This is a genomic window from Burkholderia sp. WP42 (genome assembly GCF_000745665.1).
GTDB lineage: Bacteria > Pseudomonadota > Gammaproteobacteria > Burkholderiales > Burkholderiaceae > Burkholderia > Burkholderia vietnamiensis.
Genome location: NZ_JQJT01000006.1, coordinates 194,862 through 209,524, shown reverse-complemented (window position 1 = coordinate 209,524; position 14,663 = coordinate 194,862). Strand labels below are relative to the sequence as shown.

At 70.3% G+C, this 14,663-nt stretch carries 14 protein-coding genes; 8 read left to right on the top strand and 6 right to left on the bottom strand.

The genetic code is table 11. From position 1 onward, the window contains the following. Nucleotides 1-89: 89 nt before the first annotated feature. From EX20_RS03205 to EX20_RS03190, 4 genes are read right to left on the bottom strand one after another with little or no spacing between them, the layout of a single operon-like run. Nucleotides 90-872 (bottom strand): metal ABC transporter permease, encoded by a 783-nt coding sequence (locus EX20_RS03205; protein ID WP_014723551.1) that lies wholly within the window; start codon nt 870-872, stop codon nt 90-92. After that, nucleotides 865-1,752, bottom strand: coding sequence for an ABC transporter ATP-binding protein (locus EX20_RS03200; RefSeq protein ID WP_014723550.1), 888 nt, complete (start codon nt 1,750-1,752; stop codon nt 865-867). The genes EX20_RS03205 and EX20_RS03200 overlap by 8 nt, the downstream gene beginning before the upstream one ends. A 13-nt stretch (nt 1,753-1,765) precedes the next feature. Further along, nucleotides 1,766-2,680, bottom strand: a complete 915-nt coding sequence (locus EX20_RS03195; RefSeq protein WP_034192656.1) for a metal ABC transporter solute-binding protein, Zn/Mn family — start codon at nt 2,678-2,680, stop codon at nt 1,766-1,768. 48 nt (nt 2,681-2,728) lie between these two features. Further along, nucleotides 2,729-3,190: a Fur family transcriptional regulator gene (locus EX20_RS03190; RefSeq protein ID WP_011885880.1), complete on the bottom strand. Its 462-nt coding sequence runs from the start codon at nt 3,188-3,190 to the stop codon at nt 2,729-2,731. A gap of 327 nt (nt 3,191-3,517) precedes the next feature. On the opposite strand from EX20_RS03190, the gene EX20_RS03185 reads away from it, so the two are divergent. The 8 genes from EX20_RS03185 to EX20_RS03150 all read left to right on the top strand — a co-directional run bounded on the left by EX20_RS03185 (nt 3,518) and on the right by EX20_RS03150 (nt 11,867). Next, nucleotides 3,518-4,294, top strand: a complete 777-nt coding sequence (locus EX20_RS03185) for an L-iditol 2-dehydrogenase (RefSeq protein ID WP_034192655.1) — start codon at nt 3,518-3,520, stop codon at nt 4,292-4,294. A gap of 72 nt (nt 4,295-4,366) precedes the next feature. Continuing rightward, complete coding sequence (locus EX20_RS03180; RefSeq protein ID WP_034192712.1) at nt 4,367-5,323, top strand: sugar kinase; 957 nt, start codon at nt 4,367-4,369, stop codon at nt 5,321-5,323. Continuing rightward, a complete protein-coding gene (locus tag EX20_RS03175; protein WP_034192654.1) occupies nt 5,311-6,663 on the top strand; it encodes a D-tagatose-bisphosphate aldolase, class II, non-catalytic subunit in 1,353 nt (450 codons plus the stop codon). The genes EX20_RS03180 and EX20_RS03175 overlap by 13 nt, the downstream gene beginning before the upstream one ends. Nucleotides 6,664-6,773: 110 nt before the next feature. Next, the gene (locus EX20_RS03170; protein WP_011885876.1) at nt 6,774-8,099 is read left to right on the top strand and encodes an ABC transporter substrate-binding protein; all 1,326 of its coding nucleotides are present in this window, start codon (nt 6,774-6,776) and stop codon (nt 8,097-8,099) included. 112 nt (nt 8,100-8,211) lie between these two features. Further along, complete coding sequence (locus EX20_RS03165; protein WP_011885875.1) at nt 8,212-9,159, top strand: carbohydrate ABC transporter permease; 948 nt, start codon at nt 8,212-8,214, stop codon at nt 9,157-9,159. Next, entirely contained in the window at nt 9,156-10,007 is an 852-nt protein-coding gene (locus EX20_RS03160; protein ID WP_011885874.1) for a carbohydrate ABC transporter permease, read from the top strand. The genes EX20_RS03165 and EX20_RS03160 overlap by 4 nt, the downstream gene beginning before the upstream one ends. Then, nucleotides 10,004-10,702: an HAD family hydrolase gene (locus EX20_RS03155; RefSeq protein WP_034192653.1), complete on the top strand. Its 699-nt coding sequence runs from the start codon at nt 10,004-10,006 to the stop codon at nt 10,700-10,702. The genes EX20_RS03160 and EX20_RS03155 overlap by 4 nt, the downstream gene beginning before the upstream one ends. A gap of 55 nt (nt 10,703-10,757) precedes the next feature. Continuing rightward, nucleotides 10,758-11,867, top strand: coding sequence for an ABC transporter ATP-binding protein (locus EX20_RS03150; RefSeq protein ID WP_034192652.1), 1,110 nt, complete (start codon nt 10,758-10,760; stop codon nt 11,865-11,867). A 200-nt stretch (nt 11,868-12,067) separates the two neighbouring features. Here EX20_RS03150 and EX20_RS03145 read toward each other — a convergent pair whose 3' ends face one another. Further along, complete coding sequence (locus EX20_RS03145) at nt 12,068-13,066, bottom strand: sugar-binding transcriptional regulator (RefSeq protein ID WP_174479786.1); 999 nt, start codon at nt 13,064-13,066, stop codon at nt 12,068-12,070. Nucleotides 13,067-13,102: 36 nt separating this feature from the next. After that, nucleotides 13,103-14,584: a xylulokinase gene (gene xylB / locus EX20_RS03140; protein ID WP_011885870.1), complete on the bottom strand. Its 1,482-nt coding sequence runs from the start codon at nt 14,582-14,584 to the stop codon at nt 13,103-13,105. Nucleotides 14,585-14,663 lie beyond the last annotated feature (79 nt).

Genomic DNA, 14,663 nt, shown 5'->3' with positions numbered 1-14,663 from the left:
GCGCGCCGCACGTCGCGCGCGCATGCCGCATAAGAAAACGCCGGCATGCGCGACGGCAAGCCGGCGTTGCGCGCCTCGTCGCGCGACGCTCAATGCCGTCGCAGCAGGCTTGCGCCGTACACGAGCGCGGACAGCGCCGTGATCCAGAAGCTCGTCGGCCAGTCGGTGTAATACGCGAGCGCGATGCCGACCCACGCTTCGAACAACGCGAACAGCGCGGCGAGCAGCACGCCGGTCGACAGCCGCGTCGACAGGTTCTGCGCGGCCGCCGCCGGCCCGACCAGCAGCGTGAACACCAGCAGCACGCCGACGATCTGCGTCGCCGCCGCCACCGCCAGCGCACAGACCGCGAGGAACAGCACCGACACCGTGCGCAGCGATACGCCCTTCGCTTCCGCGAGTTCCGGCTGCAGCGACGCGAACAGCAACGGCCGCGCGATCAGCGCCAGCGCGACGAGGCTCACCGCGCCGATGCCGGCGAGCGCCGCGAGCGTGTCGCGGCTGACCGCCAGCACGTTGCCGAACAGCAGCGCGGTGACCTGCGTCGCGAACGACGTGTAGAAATGCAGGAACAGCAAGCCGAAGCCGAGCGCACCCGACAGGATCACGCCGATCGCGACGTCGCGGCCCGCGAGCCGTTCGCCGAGCGCGCCCATCCCGATGCCGGCCGCGAGCGTGAAGCCGACCATCCCCCAGATCGGCGAAATGCCGAGCAGCACCGCGCCGGTCGCGCCGGTGAAGCCGACGTGCGACAGCGCGTGGCCCGCGAAGGTTTGTCCGCGCAGCACGAGGAAGTAGCCGACGATGCCCGCGAGCACCGCGACGATCCCCGCCGCGGCGAACGCGTTGATCATGAAATCGTATTCAAACATCGTGCGAATGCCCGGGATGAGCGTGTCCGTGGTGTTGATGAGCATGTGCGCCGCCGCCGTGCGCGTGGCCATCGTCGTGCTCGTGTTCGTGGTCGTGCTTTTCGATCTCGACGTCGCCCGACATCACGAAGATCTTGCCGTTCACGCGCATCACGTCGATCGGCGAACCGTACAGGCGCGACAGCACCGGCTTCGTGATCACCTCGTCGACGGTGCCGAGCGCCGCGACGCCGTTGCCGAGATACAGCACGCGGTCGAGCGCGTTCAGCAGCGGATTCAGTTCGTGCGCGGAGAACAGCACGGTGATGCCGAGCTCGCGCTGCACGTTGCGCACCAGTTCGACGACGCCGCGCTGATGGTTCGGGTCGAGGCTGATCAGCGGCTCGTCGAGCAGCAGCAGCTTCGGATTGCCGAGCAGGCATTGCGCGAGCAGCAGCCGCTGCCGCTCGCCGCCCGACAGCTCGGACAGCGGCCGGCGCGCGAGCGTGGTCGCGCCGACCAGCTCGAGCACGCGGTCGACGTCGCGCCGCGTCGCGGCGCTCGTATGCGGCAGCCCCCAGCGGTGGCCGTCGGCGGCCATCGCGACGAAGTCGTAGCCGCGCATCCGGCGATTCGCGAGGCCGCTCCTGATCTGCGGCATGTAGCCGATCGACGCGTTGCCGCGCGCGAGCGCCACGCCGCCGACCGACAGCGTGCCGCCGCTGAGCGGCACGAGGCCGAGCACCGCGCGCATCAGCGTCGTCTTGCCCGCGCCGTTCGGGCCGAGCACGCCGACGAATTCGCCGGGTTCGATCGAGAAGCTGACGTCGCGCAGGATCGTGCGTCCGCCGAGTTCGAGCGTGACGCCCTCGAGTGCGAGTGCGGGGGGAGTGGCGTTCATGGCGTGATCGCGATCATTGCTTGCCGGCGGCCAGCGCGGCCGCGAGCGCATCGAGCTGGCCGGCCATCCATTGCTGGAACGTCTTGCCGGCCGGCTGCGTCTCGGTGACGCTCACGGTCGGCACGCCGCCGTCGCGCGCGAGCTTGAGCAGGCGCTTGGTCATCGGCGCTTCGGCCTGGCTGTTGTAGATCAGCACGCGCACCTGCCGCTTGCGCAGGTCGTTCTCGAACGCGGCGACGTCCTGCGCGCTCGCCTCGGTGTCGTTCATCGTCGCGAGCTGGAAGCGCTGGTTGCGCATGTCGAGGCCGATCGCATCCGACATGTAGCCGAACACCGGCTCGGTGGCCGTCACCGGCACGCCGTGGTACTGCGCGCGCAGCGCGGCGACCTTCGCGTCGATCGGCTGCAGCGACGCGACGAACTTCTGCAGGTTCGCGTCGTAGTCCGCCTTGTGCGCCGGATCGGCGCGGCCGAGCTCGGCCGCGAGCGCACGCGCGGCGGCCGGCATCGTCGCCGGCGCGTACCACAGGTGCGGGTTGTCGCCGGCCTTCTTGCCGACCAGATCGGCGACGACGATCGTCGCGCGCCGCGCCTGCGTCGAAGCACCGAGCAGCTTGGCCATCCACGGATCGTAGTTCGCGCCGTTGTAGATGACGATCTGCGCGTGCTGCAGCGCGCGCGCCGTCTTCGGGCTCGCTTCGAACAGATGCGGATCCTGGTCGGGATTGCTGAGGATGCTCGTGACCGCGACGTGGCGGCCGCCGATCTGCGACGCGACGTCGCCATAGAAATTTTCGGCGGCGACGACGTTGACGGTCGCGCTCTGCGCGAGCGCGGGCGTGGCGATCGACAGCGCGGCGGCCGCCACGCCGAGCAGGCGGACAAGCGACCGGGGGCGCCGCGGCGCGCGCTTCAGGGCAATGAACATGGAACTCCTCGTAGGAAGGGGCGGCGCGTCACGCCGCCCGATGCGGGATCAGCGTGACGCGGGCTTGCCCTTGCAGTGCCCGCACAGGCCGTTCAGCTCGACGACCTGGTGATGGACTTCGAAACCGTGCGCCGGCGCGCTCGCGGACAGCTGCTTCGCGAGGTCGCTGCCCGGAATTTCGACGGTTTCGCCGCAGGAATCGCAGATCAGGAACTGGCCTTCGTGCGGCACGCCGATCTCGCAGCACGCGAAGAACGCGTTCTTCGATTCGATCCGGTGGATGAAGCCGTGCTCGACGAGGAAATCCAGCGCGCGATAGACGGTGGTCGGCGGGACGCGGCCGCGCTGCGGCTCGAGCTCCGCGAGCAGGTCGTACGCGCCGATCGGCCGCTGCGCGGCCAGCACGCGTTCGTAGACCTGACGGCGCAGCGGCGTCCACGCGAGCCCGTGCTCGGCGGCGAATGCGTCGGCCCGGGACAGGCGGGCGTCGATGGGCGTTGAGGTAGCCATGGCAGCAAGCAGGCAAGGTGACGGAGTACCGCGATGATATAACGTATCTCGCCGGTTTGCACCGCTCTTGCGGCGTCGCCGATGCGCGCCGCCGCACGCGCCCCGCCTCAGCCGCGCTGCACCGAACCCGCGCGCCTTTGCCGGACGGGCATGGACGGCCGCCGCCGTGCATCGGCGTGCCGCAGCGCATCATCGAAAGCCGCCGCGTCGCCTTGACAGCGCGAATCGCGTATCCGATCATTCGACCACAAACAGAGCAATTGATCGGCTGGCGAGCGTTCGCTCACCTCGCGGCCTTCATGCAGCAGAACGAACCGGAGACACCCAGTGAGACTGGAACAGAAGGTCGCGGTCCTGACGGGCGCGGCAAGCGGCATCGGCGAGGCGGTCGCGCAACGCTATCTGGACGAGGGCGCGCGCTGCGTGCTGGTGGATCTGAAGCCGGCCAGCGGCTCGCTCGCGCGGCTGATCGAAGCGCATCCGGGCCGCGCGACGGCCGTCACCGCGGACGTCACGCGGCGTGACGACATCGAGCGCATCGTCGCCACCGCGGTGGAGCGTTTCGGCGGCGTCGACATCCTGTTCAACAACGCGGCGCTGTTCGACATGCGTCCGCTCCTCGACGAATCGTGGGACGTGTTCGACCGGCTGTTCGCGGTCAACGTGAAAGGGCTGTTCTTCCTGATGCAGGCCGTCGCGCAGCGAATGGTCGAGCAGGGCCGCGGCGGCAAGATCATCAACATGTCGTCGCAGGCCGGGCGTCGCGGCGAGGCGCTCGTGTCGCACTACTGCGCGACCAAGGCGGCCGTGATCAGCTATACGCAATCGGCTGCGCTCGCGCTCGCGCCGCACCGGATCAACGTGAACGGCATCGCGCCGGGCGTGGTCGACACGCCGATGTGGGAGCAGGTCGACGCGCTCTTCGCACGCTACGAGAACCGCCCGCTCGGCGAGAAGAAGCGGCTCGTCGGCGAAGCGGTGCCGCTCGGCCGCATGGGCGTGCCGGGCGACCTGACGGGCGCCGCGCTGTTCCTCGCGTCGGCCGACGCCGACTACATCACCGCCCAGACGCTGAACGTCGACGGCGGCAACTGGATGAGCTGACATGCCGCCGCTCGCACGCGCCAGCCTGACGCAGCCGCCGCACGCGGCCGCCGTCGCACGAGGGCCTGCATGATGGCCGAGATCGTGATCGTCGGCGAACTGCTCGCCGAATTCGTCGCGCTCGAACGCGGTCAGGGCTTCGACGCACCGGGCCTGTTCGCCGGCCCGTTCCCGAGCGGCGCGCCGGCGATCTTCGCCGACCAGGCCGCGCGGCTCGGCGCACGCGTCGCCTATGCGGGCTGCGTCGGCCGCGACGCGTTTGGCGACGCGATCGTCGCGCGGCTCGAGCGCGACGGCGTGGACATCACGCGCATCCGGCGCGTCGAGCGCCCGACCGGCACCGCGTTCGTCGCGTATCGGGACGACGGCTCGCGCAGCTTCGTGTTCAATCTGGCGACCAGCGCGGCCGCCTGCATCGACGCCGGCGATGTCGATGCCGCGATGTTCGACGGCTGCCGCTACTTCCACGTGATGGGCTCGTCGCTGACGAGCGAGGCGGCGATCGCGGCGGTGCAGCGCGGCGTGATCGAGGCGGCGCGCGCGGGCGCGAAGGTGTCGTTCGATCCGAACGTGCGGCCCGAGATGCTGAGCTTCCCGCCGCTGCGCGCGGCGCTCGACGCGATGCTCGCCGCCTGCCATCTGTTCCTGCCGAGCGACGCCGATCTGCCGTTCTTCTGCGGGCCGCAGCCGGCCGAGCGCGCGATCGCCGGGCTGCTCGCCACGCATCCGCTGCTCGAGCGCGTCGTGCTCAAGCGCGGCGCGGCCGGCAGCGCCGCATTCGACCGGACGAGCTGCGTCGACGCGCCCGCGTGGCCCGTCGACGAACTCGATCCGACCGGCGCCGGCGACTGCTTCGGCGGCACGCTGGTCGCGAGCCTCGTCGCCGGCATGCCGATCGACGCCGCGCTGCGCCGCGCCAACGCGGCCGGCGCGATCGCGGTCACGCGGCGCGGCCCGATGGAGGGCAACAGCGACGCGGCCGAGATCGAGCGGTTCCTGACCGAGCGGGGTGTCGCATGCCCGGCCTGACGAGCACGGTCGAGCCGCCGCGCACCGCGCACGCGCACACCGTGCTGCGGATGATCTTCGACGCGAACCGCGGCGGCGCGCAGCGCGGCATCTATTCGGTCTGCAGCGCGCACCGGCTCGTGCTCGAGGCCGCGTGCGAGGCCGCGCGCGCGGACGGCTCGCCGCTGCTGATCGAGGCGACCTGCAACCAGGTGAACCACGTCGGCGGCTATACGGGGATGACGCCGGCCGATTTCCGGCGCGACGTCGACGCGATCGCGCAACGCTGCGGGCTCGCGCCGTCGGCGCTGGTGCTCGGCGGCGATCATCTCGGGCCGAATCCGTGGCGGCACCGCCGCGCGGCCGACGCGATGCGCGAGGCGGCCGCGATGGTCGCCGCGTACGTCGAAGCCGGGTTCGAGAAGATCCACCTCGATGCGAGCATGGCGTGCGCGGACGATCCGGCGCGGCTCGACGATCGCACGATCGCCGCGCGCGCGGCGCAGCTGTGCCGCGCGGCCGAGAGCGCCGCGTCGCGCGCCGGCCTCGCGCCGGTCTACGTGATCGGCACCGAAGTGCCGACGCCCGGCGGCGAGGTGTCGGCCGACGGCGACGGCGCGGCCATCGCACGTATCGCCGTCACGCGCAGCGACAGCATCGGCGCGACGCTCGATGCGCATCGCAGCGCGTTCGCGGCGGCCGGGCTCGACGACGCATGGACGCGCGTGGTCGCGGTCGTCGCGCAGCCGGGCGTCGACTTCGACGATCGCCACGTGCTCGACTACGACAGCGCGAAGGCCGCGGCGCTCGGCGCGAGCATCCTGCGCGTGCCGCGCCTCGTGTTCGAAGCGCATTCGACCGACTATCAGACCGAGCACGCGCTCGCCGCGCTCGTGCGCGATCATTTCGCGGTGTTGAAGGTCGGCCCCGCGCTGACCTTCGCGCTGCGCGAGGCGCTGTTCGCGCTCAGTTTCATCGAGGACGCGCTGATCGGCGACGTTGCGCTGCGCTCGCGGCTGCGCGACGTGGTCGACGCGGCGATGCGCGCGCAGCCCGAACACTGGGCGCCGTACTACCGCGGCGACGAGGCCGAGCAGCGGCTCGCGCGTCAGTTCGGCTACAGCGACCGGATCCGCTATTACTGGCTGCAGCCGGCCGTCGCGGCGGCGGTCGAGCAGCTGTTCGACAACCTCGCGCGCCAGCCGGTGCCCGAGACGCTCGTCGCGCAGTGGCTGCCGGACGTGTACGCGGCGTGCCGCGCGGGCGTGCTCGCGAAGGCGCCGCGCGCGTGGGTGCGCCACCGGATCCGCGACGTGATCGCGCACTATGCGCGCGCATGCGGGATGCAGCGGCCGGTGTGACCGGCTGTGAACGCAGCGCAGCACGACGGATACAGCAACACGCAACAACACGCAACACCAACGCAACACGCACCACCGACGACAGTTCGAACAATCACAGGAGACATGCCATGCAACGAAAGACGCTCGATGCCGCCGTACGCTGCTTCGCCGGAGCCGCGCTCGCGACGGCTGCGTGCGCCGCGTGGGCCGGCACGCTGACGATCGCGACGCTGAACAACCCGGACATGATCGAGTTGAAGAAGCTGTCGCCGGCGTTCGAGAAGGCGAACCCGGACATCAAGCTGAACTGGGTGATCCTCGAGGAGAACGTGCTGCGCCAGCGCGCGACCACCGACATCACGACCGGCAGCGGCCAGTTCGACGTGATGGCGATCGGCACCTACGAGACGCCGCAGTGGGGCAAGCGCGGCTGGCTCGCGCCGATGACCGGGCTGCCCGCCGACTACGACCTCAACGACATCGTGAAGACCGCGCGCGACAGCCTGTCGTACAACGGCCAGCTGTACGCGCTGCCGTTCTACGTCGAAAGCTCGATGACGTTCTACCGCAAGGACCTGTTCGCGGCGAAGGGGCTCAAGATGCCCGATCAGCCGACCTACGACCAGGTCGCCGAGTTCGCCGACAAGCTCACCGACAAGTCGAAGGGCATCTACGGGATCTGCCTGCGCGGCAAGGCCGGCTGGGGCGAGAACATGGCGTACGTGTCGACGGTCGTGAACACGTTCGGCGGGCGCTGGTTCGACGAGAACTGGAACGCGCAGCTCACGTCGCCCGAATGGAAGAAGGCGATCGGCTTCTACGTGAACCTGCTGAAGAAGGACGGCCCGCCGGGAGCGAGCTCGAACGGCTTCAACGAAAACCTGACGCTGACCGCGTCGGGCAAGTGCGCGATGTGGATCGACGCGACGGTCGCGGCCGGGATGCTCTACAACAAGCAGCAGTCGCAGGTCGCCGACAAGATCGGCTTCGCGGCCGCGCCGGTCGCCGTCACGCCGAAGGGCTCGCACTGGCTGTGGGCGTGGGCGCTCGCGGTCCCGAAGACGTCGAAGCAGCAGGACGCCGCGCGCAAGTTCATCGCGTGGGCGACGTCGAAGCAGTACATCGAGATGGTCGGCAAGGACGAAGGCTGGGCGTCGGTGCCGCCGGGCACGCGCACGTCGACGTACCAGCGCGCCGAGTACAAGGCCGCCGCGCCGTTCTCGGAGTTCGTGCTGAAGGCGATCGAGACGGCCGACCCGAACGATCCGTCGCTGAAGAAGGTGCCGTACACGGGCGTGCAGTACGTCGGGATCCCTGAATTCCAGTCGTTCGGCACGGTGGTCGGGCAGGCGATCGCCGGTGCGGTCGCCGGGCAGATGTCGGTCGACCAGGCGCTCGCGGCCGGCCAGGCGGCGGCCGACCGCGCGGTGCGCCAGGCCGGCTACCGGAAGTAACGCAGGCCGCTCGCGCCGCGCCGTGGCGCGCACGTCGCGTGCGCCCCGGCCCGGCGCAGCGCAAGCGCGGGCAGGCCGCATCTGCCCGCGCATCAACCGGAGGAATCCGATCATGCGTCATCTACGTCTTCCCCTGAGCCACGCGCCGTCGGTCGGCGACGCGGCGACGCCGCCCGGTGCGCCGCGCCGCGCGCGCGGCGGCGCGAGCTGGCTCGTGTCGCCGTCCGTCGCGGTGCTGCTGCTGTGGATGTCGATCCCGCTCGCGATGACGATCTGGTATTCGTTCTCGCGCTACAACCTGCTGAACCCGGACGTGAAGGGCTTCGCCGGCTTCGACAACTACCGCTTTCTCGCAACCGATCCGTCGTTCCTGCCGGCCATCTGGCACACGCTCGTGCTGATCGGCGCGGTGCTCGCGATCACCGTGGTCGGCGGCGTGCTGATGGCCGTGCTGTTCGACCGCAAGTTCTACGGGCAGGGCATCGCGCGGCTGCTCGCGATCGCGCCGTTCTTCGTGATGCCGACGGTCGCCGCGCTGATCTGGAAGAACATGATCCTGCATCCGGTGTACGGGCTCGTCGCGAACGCGATGCGCGCGCTCGGGATGACGCCGGTCGACTGGTTCGCCGACTACCCGCTCACCGCGGTGATCGCGATCGTCGCGTGGCAGTGGCTGCCGTTCGCGTTCCTGATCCTGTTCACGGCGATCCAGTCGCTCGACCAGGAGCAGAAGGAAGCCGCGCGCATCGACGGCGCCGGCCCGATCGCGATGTTCTTCTACATCACGCTGCCGCATCTGAAGCGCGCGATCGCGGTGGTCGTGATGATGGAGACCATCTTCCTGCTGTCGATCTTCGCGGAGATCTACACGACGACGGGCGGCGGCCCCGGCAACGCGACCACCAACCTGTCGTACCTGATCTATGCGCTCGGCCTGCAGCAGTTCGACGTCGGCCTCGCGTCCGCGGGCGGGATCATCGCCGTCGTGGTCGCGAACGTCGTGTCGTTCTTCCTGGTGCGGATGCTCGCGCGCAACCTGAAAGGGGAGTACGAGAAATGAGCGACCTGACTTTCGCAAGCCGGCGTGCGCCGGCCCCGTTCGCGCTCGTGCGCCGCGCGCTGCCCGGCGCGCTCGCGTGGCTGATCGCGCTGCTGCTGTTCTTCCCGATCTTCTGGATGGCGATCACCGCGTTCAAGACCGAGCAGCAGGCGTATGCGTCGACGCTGCTGTTCGTGCCGACGCTCGACAGCTTCCGCGAGGTGTTCGCGCGCAGCGACTACTTCGCGTTCGCGTGGAACTCGGTGCTGATCTCGGCCGGCGTCACCGTGATCTCGCTGCTGCTCGCGGTGCCGGCCGCGTATGCGATGGCGTTCTTCCCGAACCGCCGCACGCAGAAGGTGCTGCTGTGGATGCTGTCGACCAAGATGATGCCGTCGGTCGGCGTGCTGGTGCCGATCTATCTGCTGTGGAAGAACGCGGGGCTGCTCGATACCGTGTCGGGCCTCGTGATCGTCTACACGCTGATCAACCTGCCGATCGCCGTGTGGATGACCTTCACGTACTTCAACGAGATTCCGAAGGACATCCTCGAAGCGGGCCGCATCGACGGCGCGTCGACGTGGCAGGAGATCGTCTACCTGCTGATGCCGATGGCGCTGCCGGGCCTCGCGTCGACCGCGCTGCTGCTCGTGATCCTGTCGTGGAACGAGGCGTTCTGGAGCATCAACCTGTCGAGCTCGAACGCGGCGCCGCTCACCGTGTTCATCGCGTCGTATTCGAGCCCCGAGGGCCTGTTCTGGGCGAAGCTGTCGGCCGCTTCGCTGCTCGCGGTCGCGCCGATCCTGATCGTCGGCTGGCTGTCGCAGAAGCAGCTGGTGCGCGGGCTCACGTTCGGGGCCGTCAAATGACGGCGGCCGGCCATGAACCGAGCGTGCTGATCTGCGATTGCGACGGCGTGCTGATCGACAGCGAGGCCGTCGCCGCCGACGTCCTCGTGCGCGAGCTCGAGGCGCGCTGGCCCGGCGTCGACGCGCGGCCGGCCGTGATGCCGCTGCTGGGCCTGCGCATCGAGCGCGTGCTGGCCGGTGCGGCCGGCGCGCTCGGCCGCGCGCTGACGGACGGCGACGTCGAAGCGATCCGGCGCGCGGTCGAGGCGGCGGCCGTCAACGCGCCGATGGTCGACGGCATCGATGCGGCGCTGGCCGAGATCGCGCTGACCACCGCGTGCGCGAGCAACAGCTATCGCGCGTACGTCGAGGCGGCGCTCGCGCGTACCGGGCTCACGCGCTTCTTCGGCGACCGGCTGTTCTGCGCGGACGCGGTCGCGCGGCCGAAGCCCGCGCCCGACGTCTATCTCGCGGCCGCGCGCACGCTCGGCGTCGCGCCCGTGCAATGCCTCGTCGTCGAGGACAGCGCGACGGGCATCACCGCGGCGGCGGCGGCGGGCATGACCGTGCTCGGCTTCGTCGGCGGCGGCCACGCGTCGGCCGCGCAGATCGACGCGCTGCGCGGGATCGGCGCGCGCCACGTATTCGACGACATGCACGAGCTGCCCGGCTACGTCGCGCGCTGGCAGGCGACGGGCGCCGTGCTGCCGAACTAGCAACGATTGCGCGCCGCGGCGAACGCGGCGCATCACGAACGAACGGAGACAGATCATGGCAAGCGTGCACCTGCGCAACATCGCGAAGCGCTACGACGACACCGAAGTGCTGCGCAACGTGAACCTCGACATCGCCGACGGCGAATTCGTCGTGTTCGTCGGGCCGAGCGGCTGCGGCAAATCCACGCTGATGCGGATGATCGCCGGGCTCGAGGACATCTCGAGCGGCGAGCTGCTGATCGACGGCGCGAAGGTCAACGACGTGCCGAGCGCGAAGCGCGGCATCGCGATGGTGTTCCAGTCGTACGCGCTGTATCCGCACATGACGCTGTACGACAACATGGCGTTCGGGCTGAAGCTCGCCGGCGCGAAGAAGCCGGAGATCGACCAGGCCGTGAAGCAGGCCGCGAAGATCCTGCACATCGATCACTTGCTCGACCGCAAGCCGAAGCAGCTGTCGGGCGGCCAGCGGCAGCGCGTCGCGATCGGCCGCGCGATCACGCGCAAGCCGAAGGTGTTCCTGTTCGACGAGCCGTTGTCGAACCTCGACGCCGCGCTGCGCGTGAAGATGCGGCTGGAGTTCGCGCGGCTGCACGACGAGCTGAAGACCACGATGATCTACGTGACGCACGATCAGGTCGAGGCGATGACGCTCGCCGACAAGATCGTCGTGCTGTCGGGCGGCGCGGTGCAGCAGGTCGGCACGCCGAACGAGCTGTATCACGCGCCGTCGAACCAGTTCGTCGCGGGCTTCATCGGCTCGCCGAAGATGAATTTCCTGAAGGGCACGGTCGAGTCGGCCGATGCGGGCGGCGTGCTGGTGCGGTTCGACAGCGGCGCGACGCAGCGCGTCGCCGTCGACGCGGCCGGACTGCAGCGCGGTGCGGCCGTGACGGTCGGCGTGCGGCCCGAGCATCTGCTGGTGGGCGACGCGGCCGACGGCGTGGCAGCGCGGACGATGGCCGTCGAATCGCTCGGCGACGCTGCGTATCTGTATGCGGAGTCGCCGATCGCGCCGGACGGGCTGATCGCGCGCATTCCGCCGCTCGATACGTACCGCAGCGGCGAGTCGCTGCATCTGCATGCGCAGGCCGGGCATTGCCATCTGTTCGACGAACAGGGGCACGCGTTCCGGCGCCTGGCCGCGCATGCGAAGGCGGCGTGAGCGGGTGCGGGGGCTTGGGGCGGGGTTGTTGGCGAGGTTGTATTGCACGGCGGCGCGCCTAGCAGCAACGATCCGCGACGCACATCGGCCGACGATGCGCACGCATGGCGCAACGACGACGGCCGAGCGCGCGCTCGTTCACCACATGCTTCGCTAGCGATCGCCTGAAATCACGAAGCGGTCGCGATGACCGCCGCCCATTACGCGTCGAGCGCCGCCCGCGCGCAGCTCTCGTCGGTGACGAGCCCCGACAGCCAGCCGCCGCGCAGCGCCGCGATCACCGCGTCGCGCTTCTTCGTGCCGCCCGCGAACGCGATCGTCGGGCGCTTCGGCGGCGTGTCGAGCGCGACGCTCGTCACGCGCGCGCTGGTCGACACGTCGACCAGCTTGCCCTGTGCATCGATCGGCACGCCGAGCAGTTCGGCCACCGCGCCGCGCGCGGTCATCTCGTCGCGTTCCTGTTCGGTGATGAAGCCGTCCTCGTAGAGCGGGCAGTGCGGGCCGAGGTTGCCGACGCCGACGAACGCGACGTCGGCCTGCGCCGACAGCGCGTCGACGATCCGGTACAGCCGGTGATTGCACCATTGCGCGCGCTCGGCATCGCTGTCGGCGAACAGCGGCGCCGGCAGCAGGAAATGCTTGCTGCCGGTCTTCTCGGAGATGTACTGCGCGACGTCGTAGCGGTTCGACGAGCCGTCGGCGGCGATCGCGCCGACCATCGACACGAGCCGGTGCTGCGGCCGGTCGATCTGCGCGATCTGCGCGACGGCCGCCTTCAGCGTGCGGCCGCTGCTGACGGCGATCACCATCGGCCGCGTCTCGTTCAGATACCGCTCCATCACCTGCGCGCCGGCGACCGCGAGCTTGCGGTCGATCGCCTCGGGCGCATCCGCATCGACGGGCACGACTTCGCACATCGTGAGCCCGTAGCGTTTCGACAGCTGCGCGCCGAGGTCCAGGCAGTCGGCGAGCTGGTGATCGACGCGCACGCGGATCAGGTTCTTCTCGACCGCGAACGCGACCAGCCGCTGCGCGACCGGGCGCGACACCTGCAGCTTCTCGGCGATTTCGTTCTGCGTGTCGCCGGCGACGTAGTAGAGCCACGCGGCGCGCGTGGCGAGATCGAGTTTTTCTGAGGACTTGGACACGATAGCGATTCGGTTCGGATCTGGGCAGGCCGTCGGGCGGCGCGGCGGCATCCACTGTAACGCATGCCGGGCGCGCCGCCGCGGCGCTCACGCGAGCCGCGCGCGCGACGGCTCGTACAGCGGACGCACGTGGCGATACAGCGCGCGGAACGCGTCGAGGCGCTCGCGCAGCAGCGCATGGCGCGCGGCGTCGGGCGTGTATTCGGCGCGCACCGGCGGCTTGGTCAACACCGTCTGCGGATCGCCGCCGACGGCGAGCCAGCCGAGCCGCGCGGCGCCCAGCGCCGCACCGGTTTCGCCGCCGCCGTGCCGGCGGGTGCGCACGTTCAGCGCGTCGGCGATCAGCTGCGCCCAGAACGCGCTGCGCGCGCCGCCGCCGATCAGCGACAGCCGGTCGGTTTCGACGCCGGCCGCGTGCAGCGCGTCGAGGCCGTCGGCGAGGCCGAGCGTCACGCCTTCGAGCACCGCGTAGCCGAGATGCGCGCGCTCGGTCGCATGCGTCATCCCGAAGAACACGCCTTGCGCATACGGATCGTTGTGCGGCGTCCGTTCGCCGGACAGGTAGGGCAGAAACAGCGGCGCCGTCGCGAGCGCGTCCGCGTCGAGCGCCTCGATCTCGGCGAGCAGCGCGGGCTCGTCGGTGCCGGTCAGCTTGCAGACCCAGCGCAGGCAGCTCGCCGCGGACAGCACGACGCTCATCAGTTGCCAGCGGTCGGGGATCGCATGGCAGAACGCGTGCACGGCCGACGCCGGATTCGGCATGAAGCGGTCGCCGACGACGCTCAGCACGCCCGACGTGCCGAGCGACACGAAGCCGTCGCCCGCGTGGATCGCGCCGATGCCGAGTGCGCTGGTCGCGTTGTCGCCGCCGCCGCCCGCGACGACGACCGCTTCGGACAGCCCCAGCTCGCGCGCGACGTCCGCGCGCAGCGTGCCCGACGGCGCGTTGCCTTCGACGATGCGCGGCATCTGCGCGCGCGTCATGTCGCAGGCGGCGAGCAGCGCGTCGGACCAGTCGCGGCGCGCGACGTCGAGCCACAGCGTGCCGGCCGCATCCGATGGGTCGGACACCTTCGCGCCGGTCAGACGGAAGCGCAGGTAGTCCTTCGGCATCAGCACGCAGGCCGTCGCGGCGAACACGTCGGGTTCGTGCTTCGCGACCCACAGCAGCTTCGGCGCGGTGAAGCCGGGCATCGCGAGGTTGCCGGCGAGGGTGTGCAGGTCGGGTGCGCGCTCGGTGAGCAGCGCGCATTCGTCGGCGCTGCGCATGTCGTTCCACAGGATCGCGGGGCGCAGCACGCGGTCGTCGCGACCGAGCAGCACCGCGCCGTGCATCTGGCCCGACAGGCCGATCCCGCGCACCTGCGCGAACGCTTCGCGGTGCTGCGCGCGCAGCGCCGCGAGCGCGGCCAGCGTGCCCTGCCACCAGTCGTCGGGATGCTGTTCCGCCCAGCGCGGATGCGGCCGCGACACGCTGAACGGCGTGCCGGCGGTGCCGACCACGGTGCCGTCCGGGGCGAGCAGCAGCACCTTCACTTCCGAGGTGCCGAGGTCGATGCCGAGATACATGAGCGATCCGCTCCGTCAGTGAGGAGCCGCTACTTTAGCCGCACGCATGCGTGCATGCCAACGCAGGTTCGCCCGAATG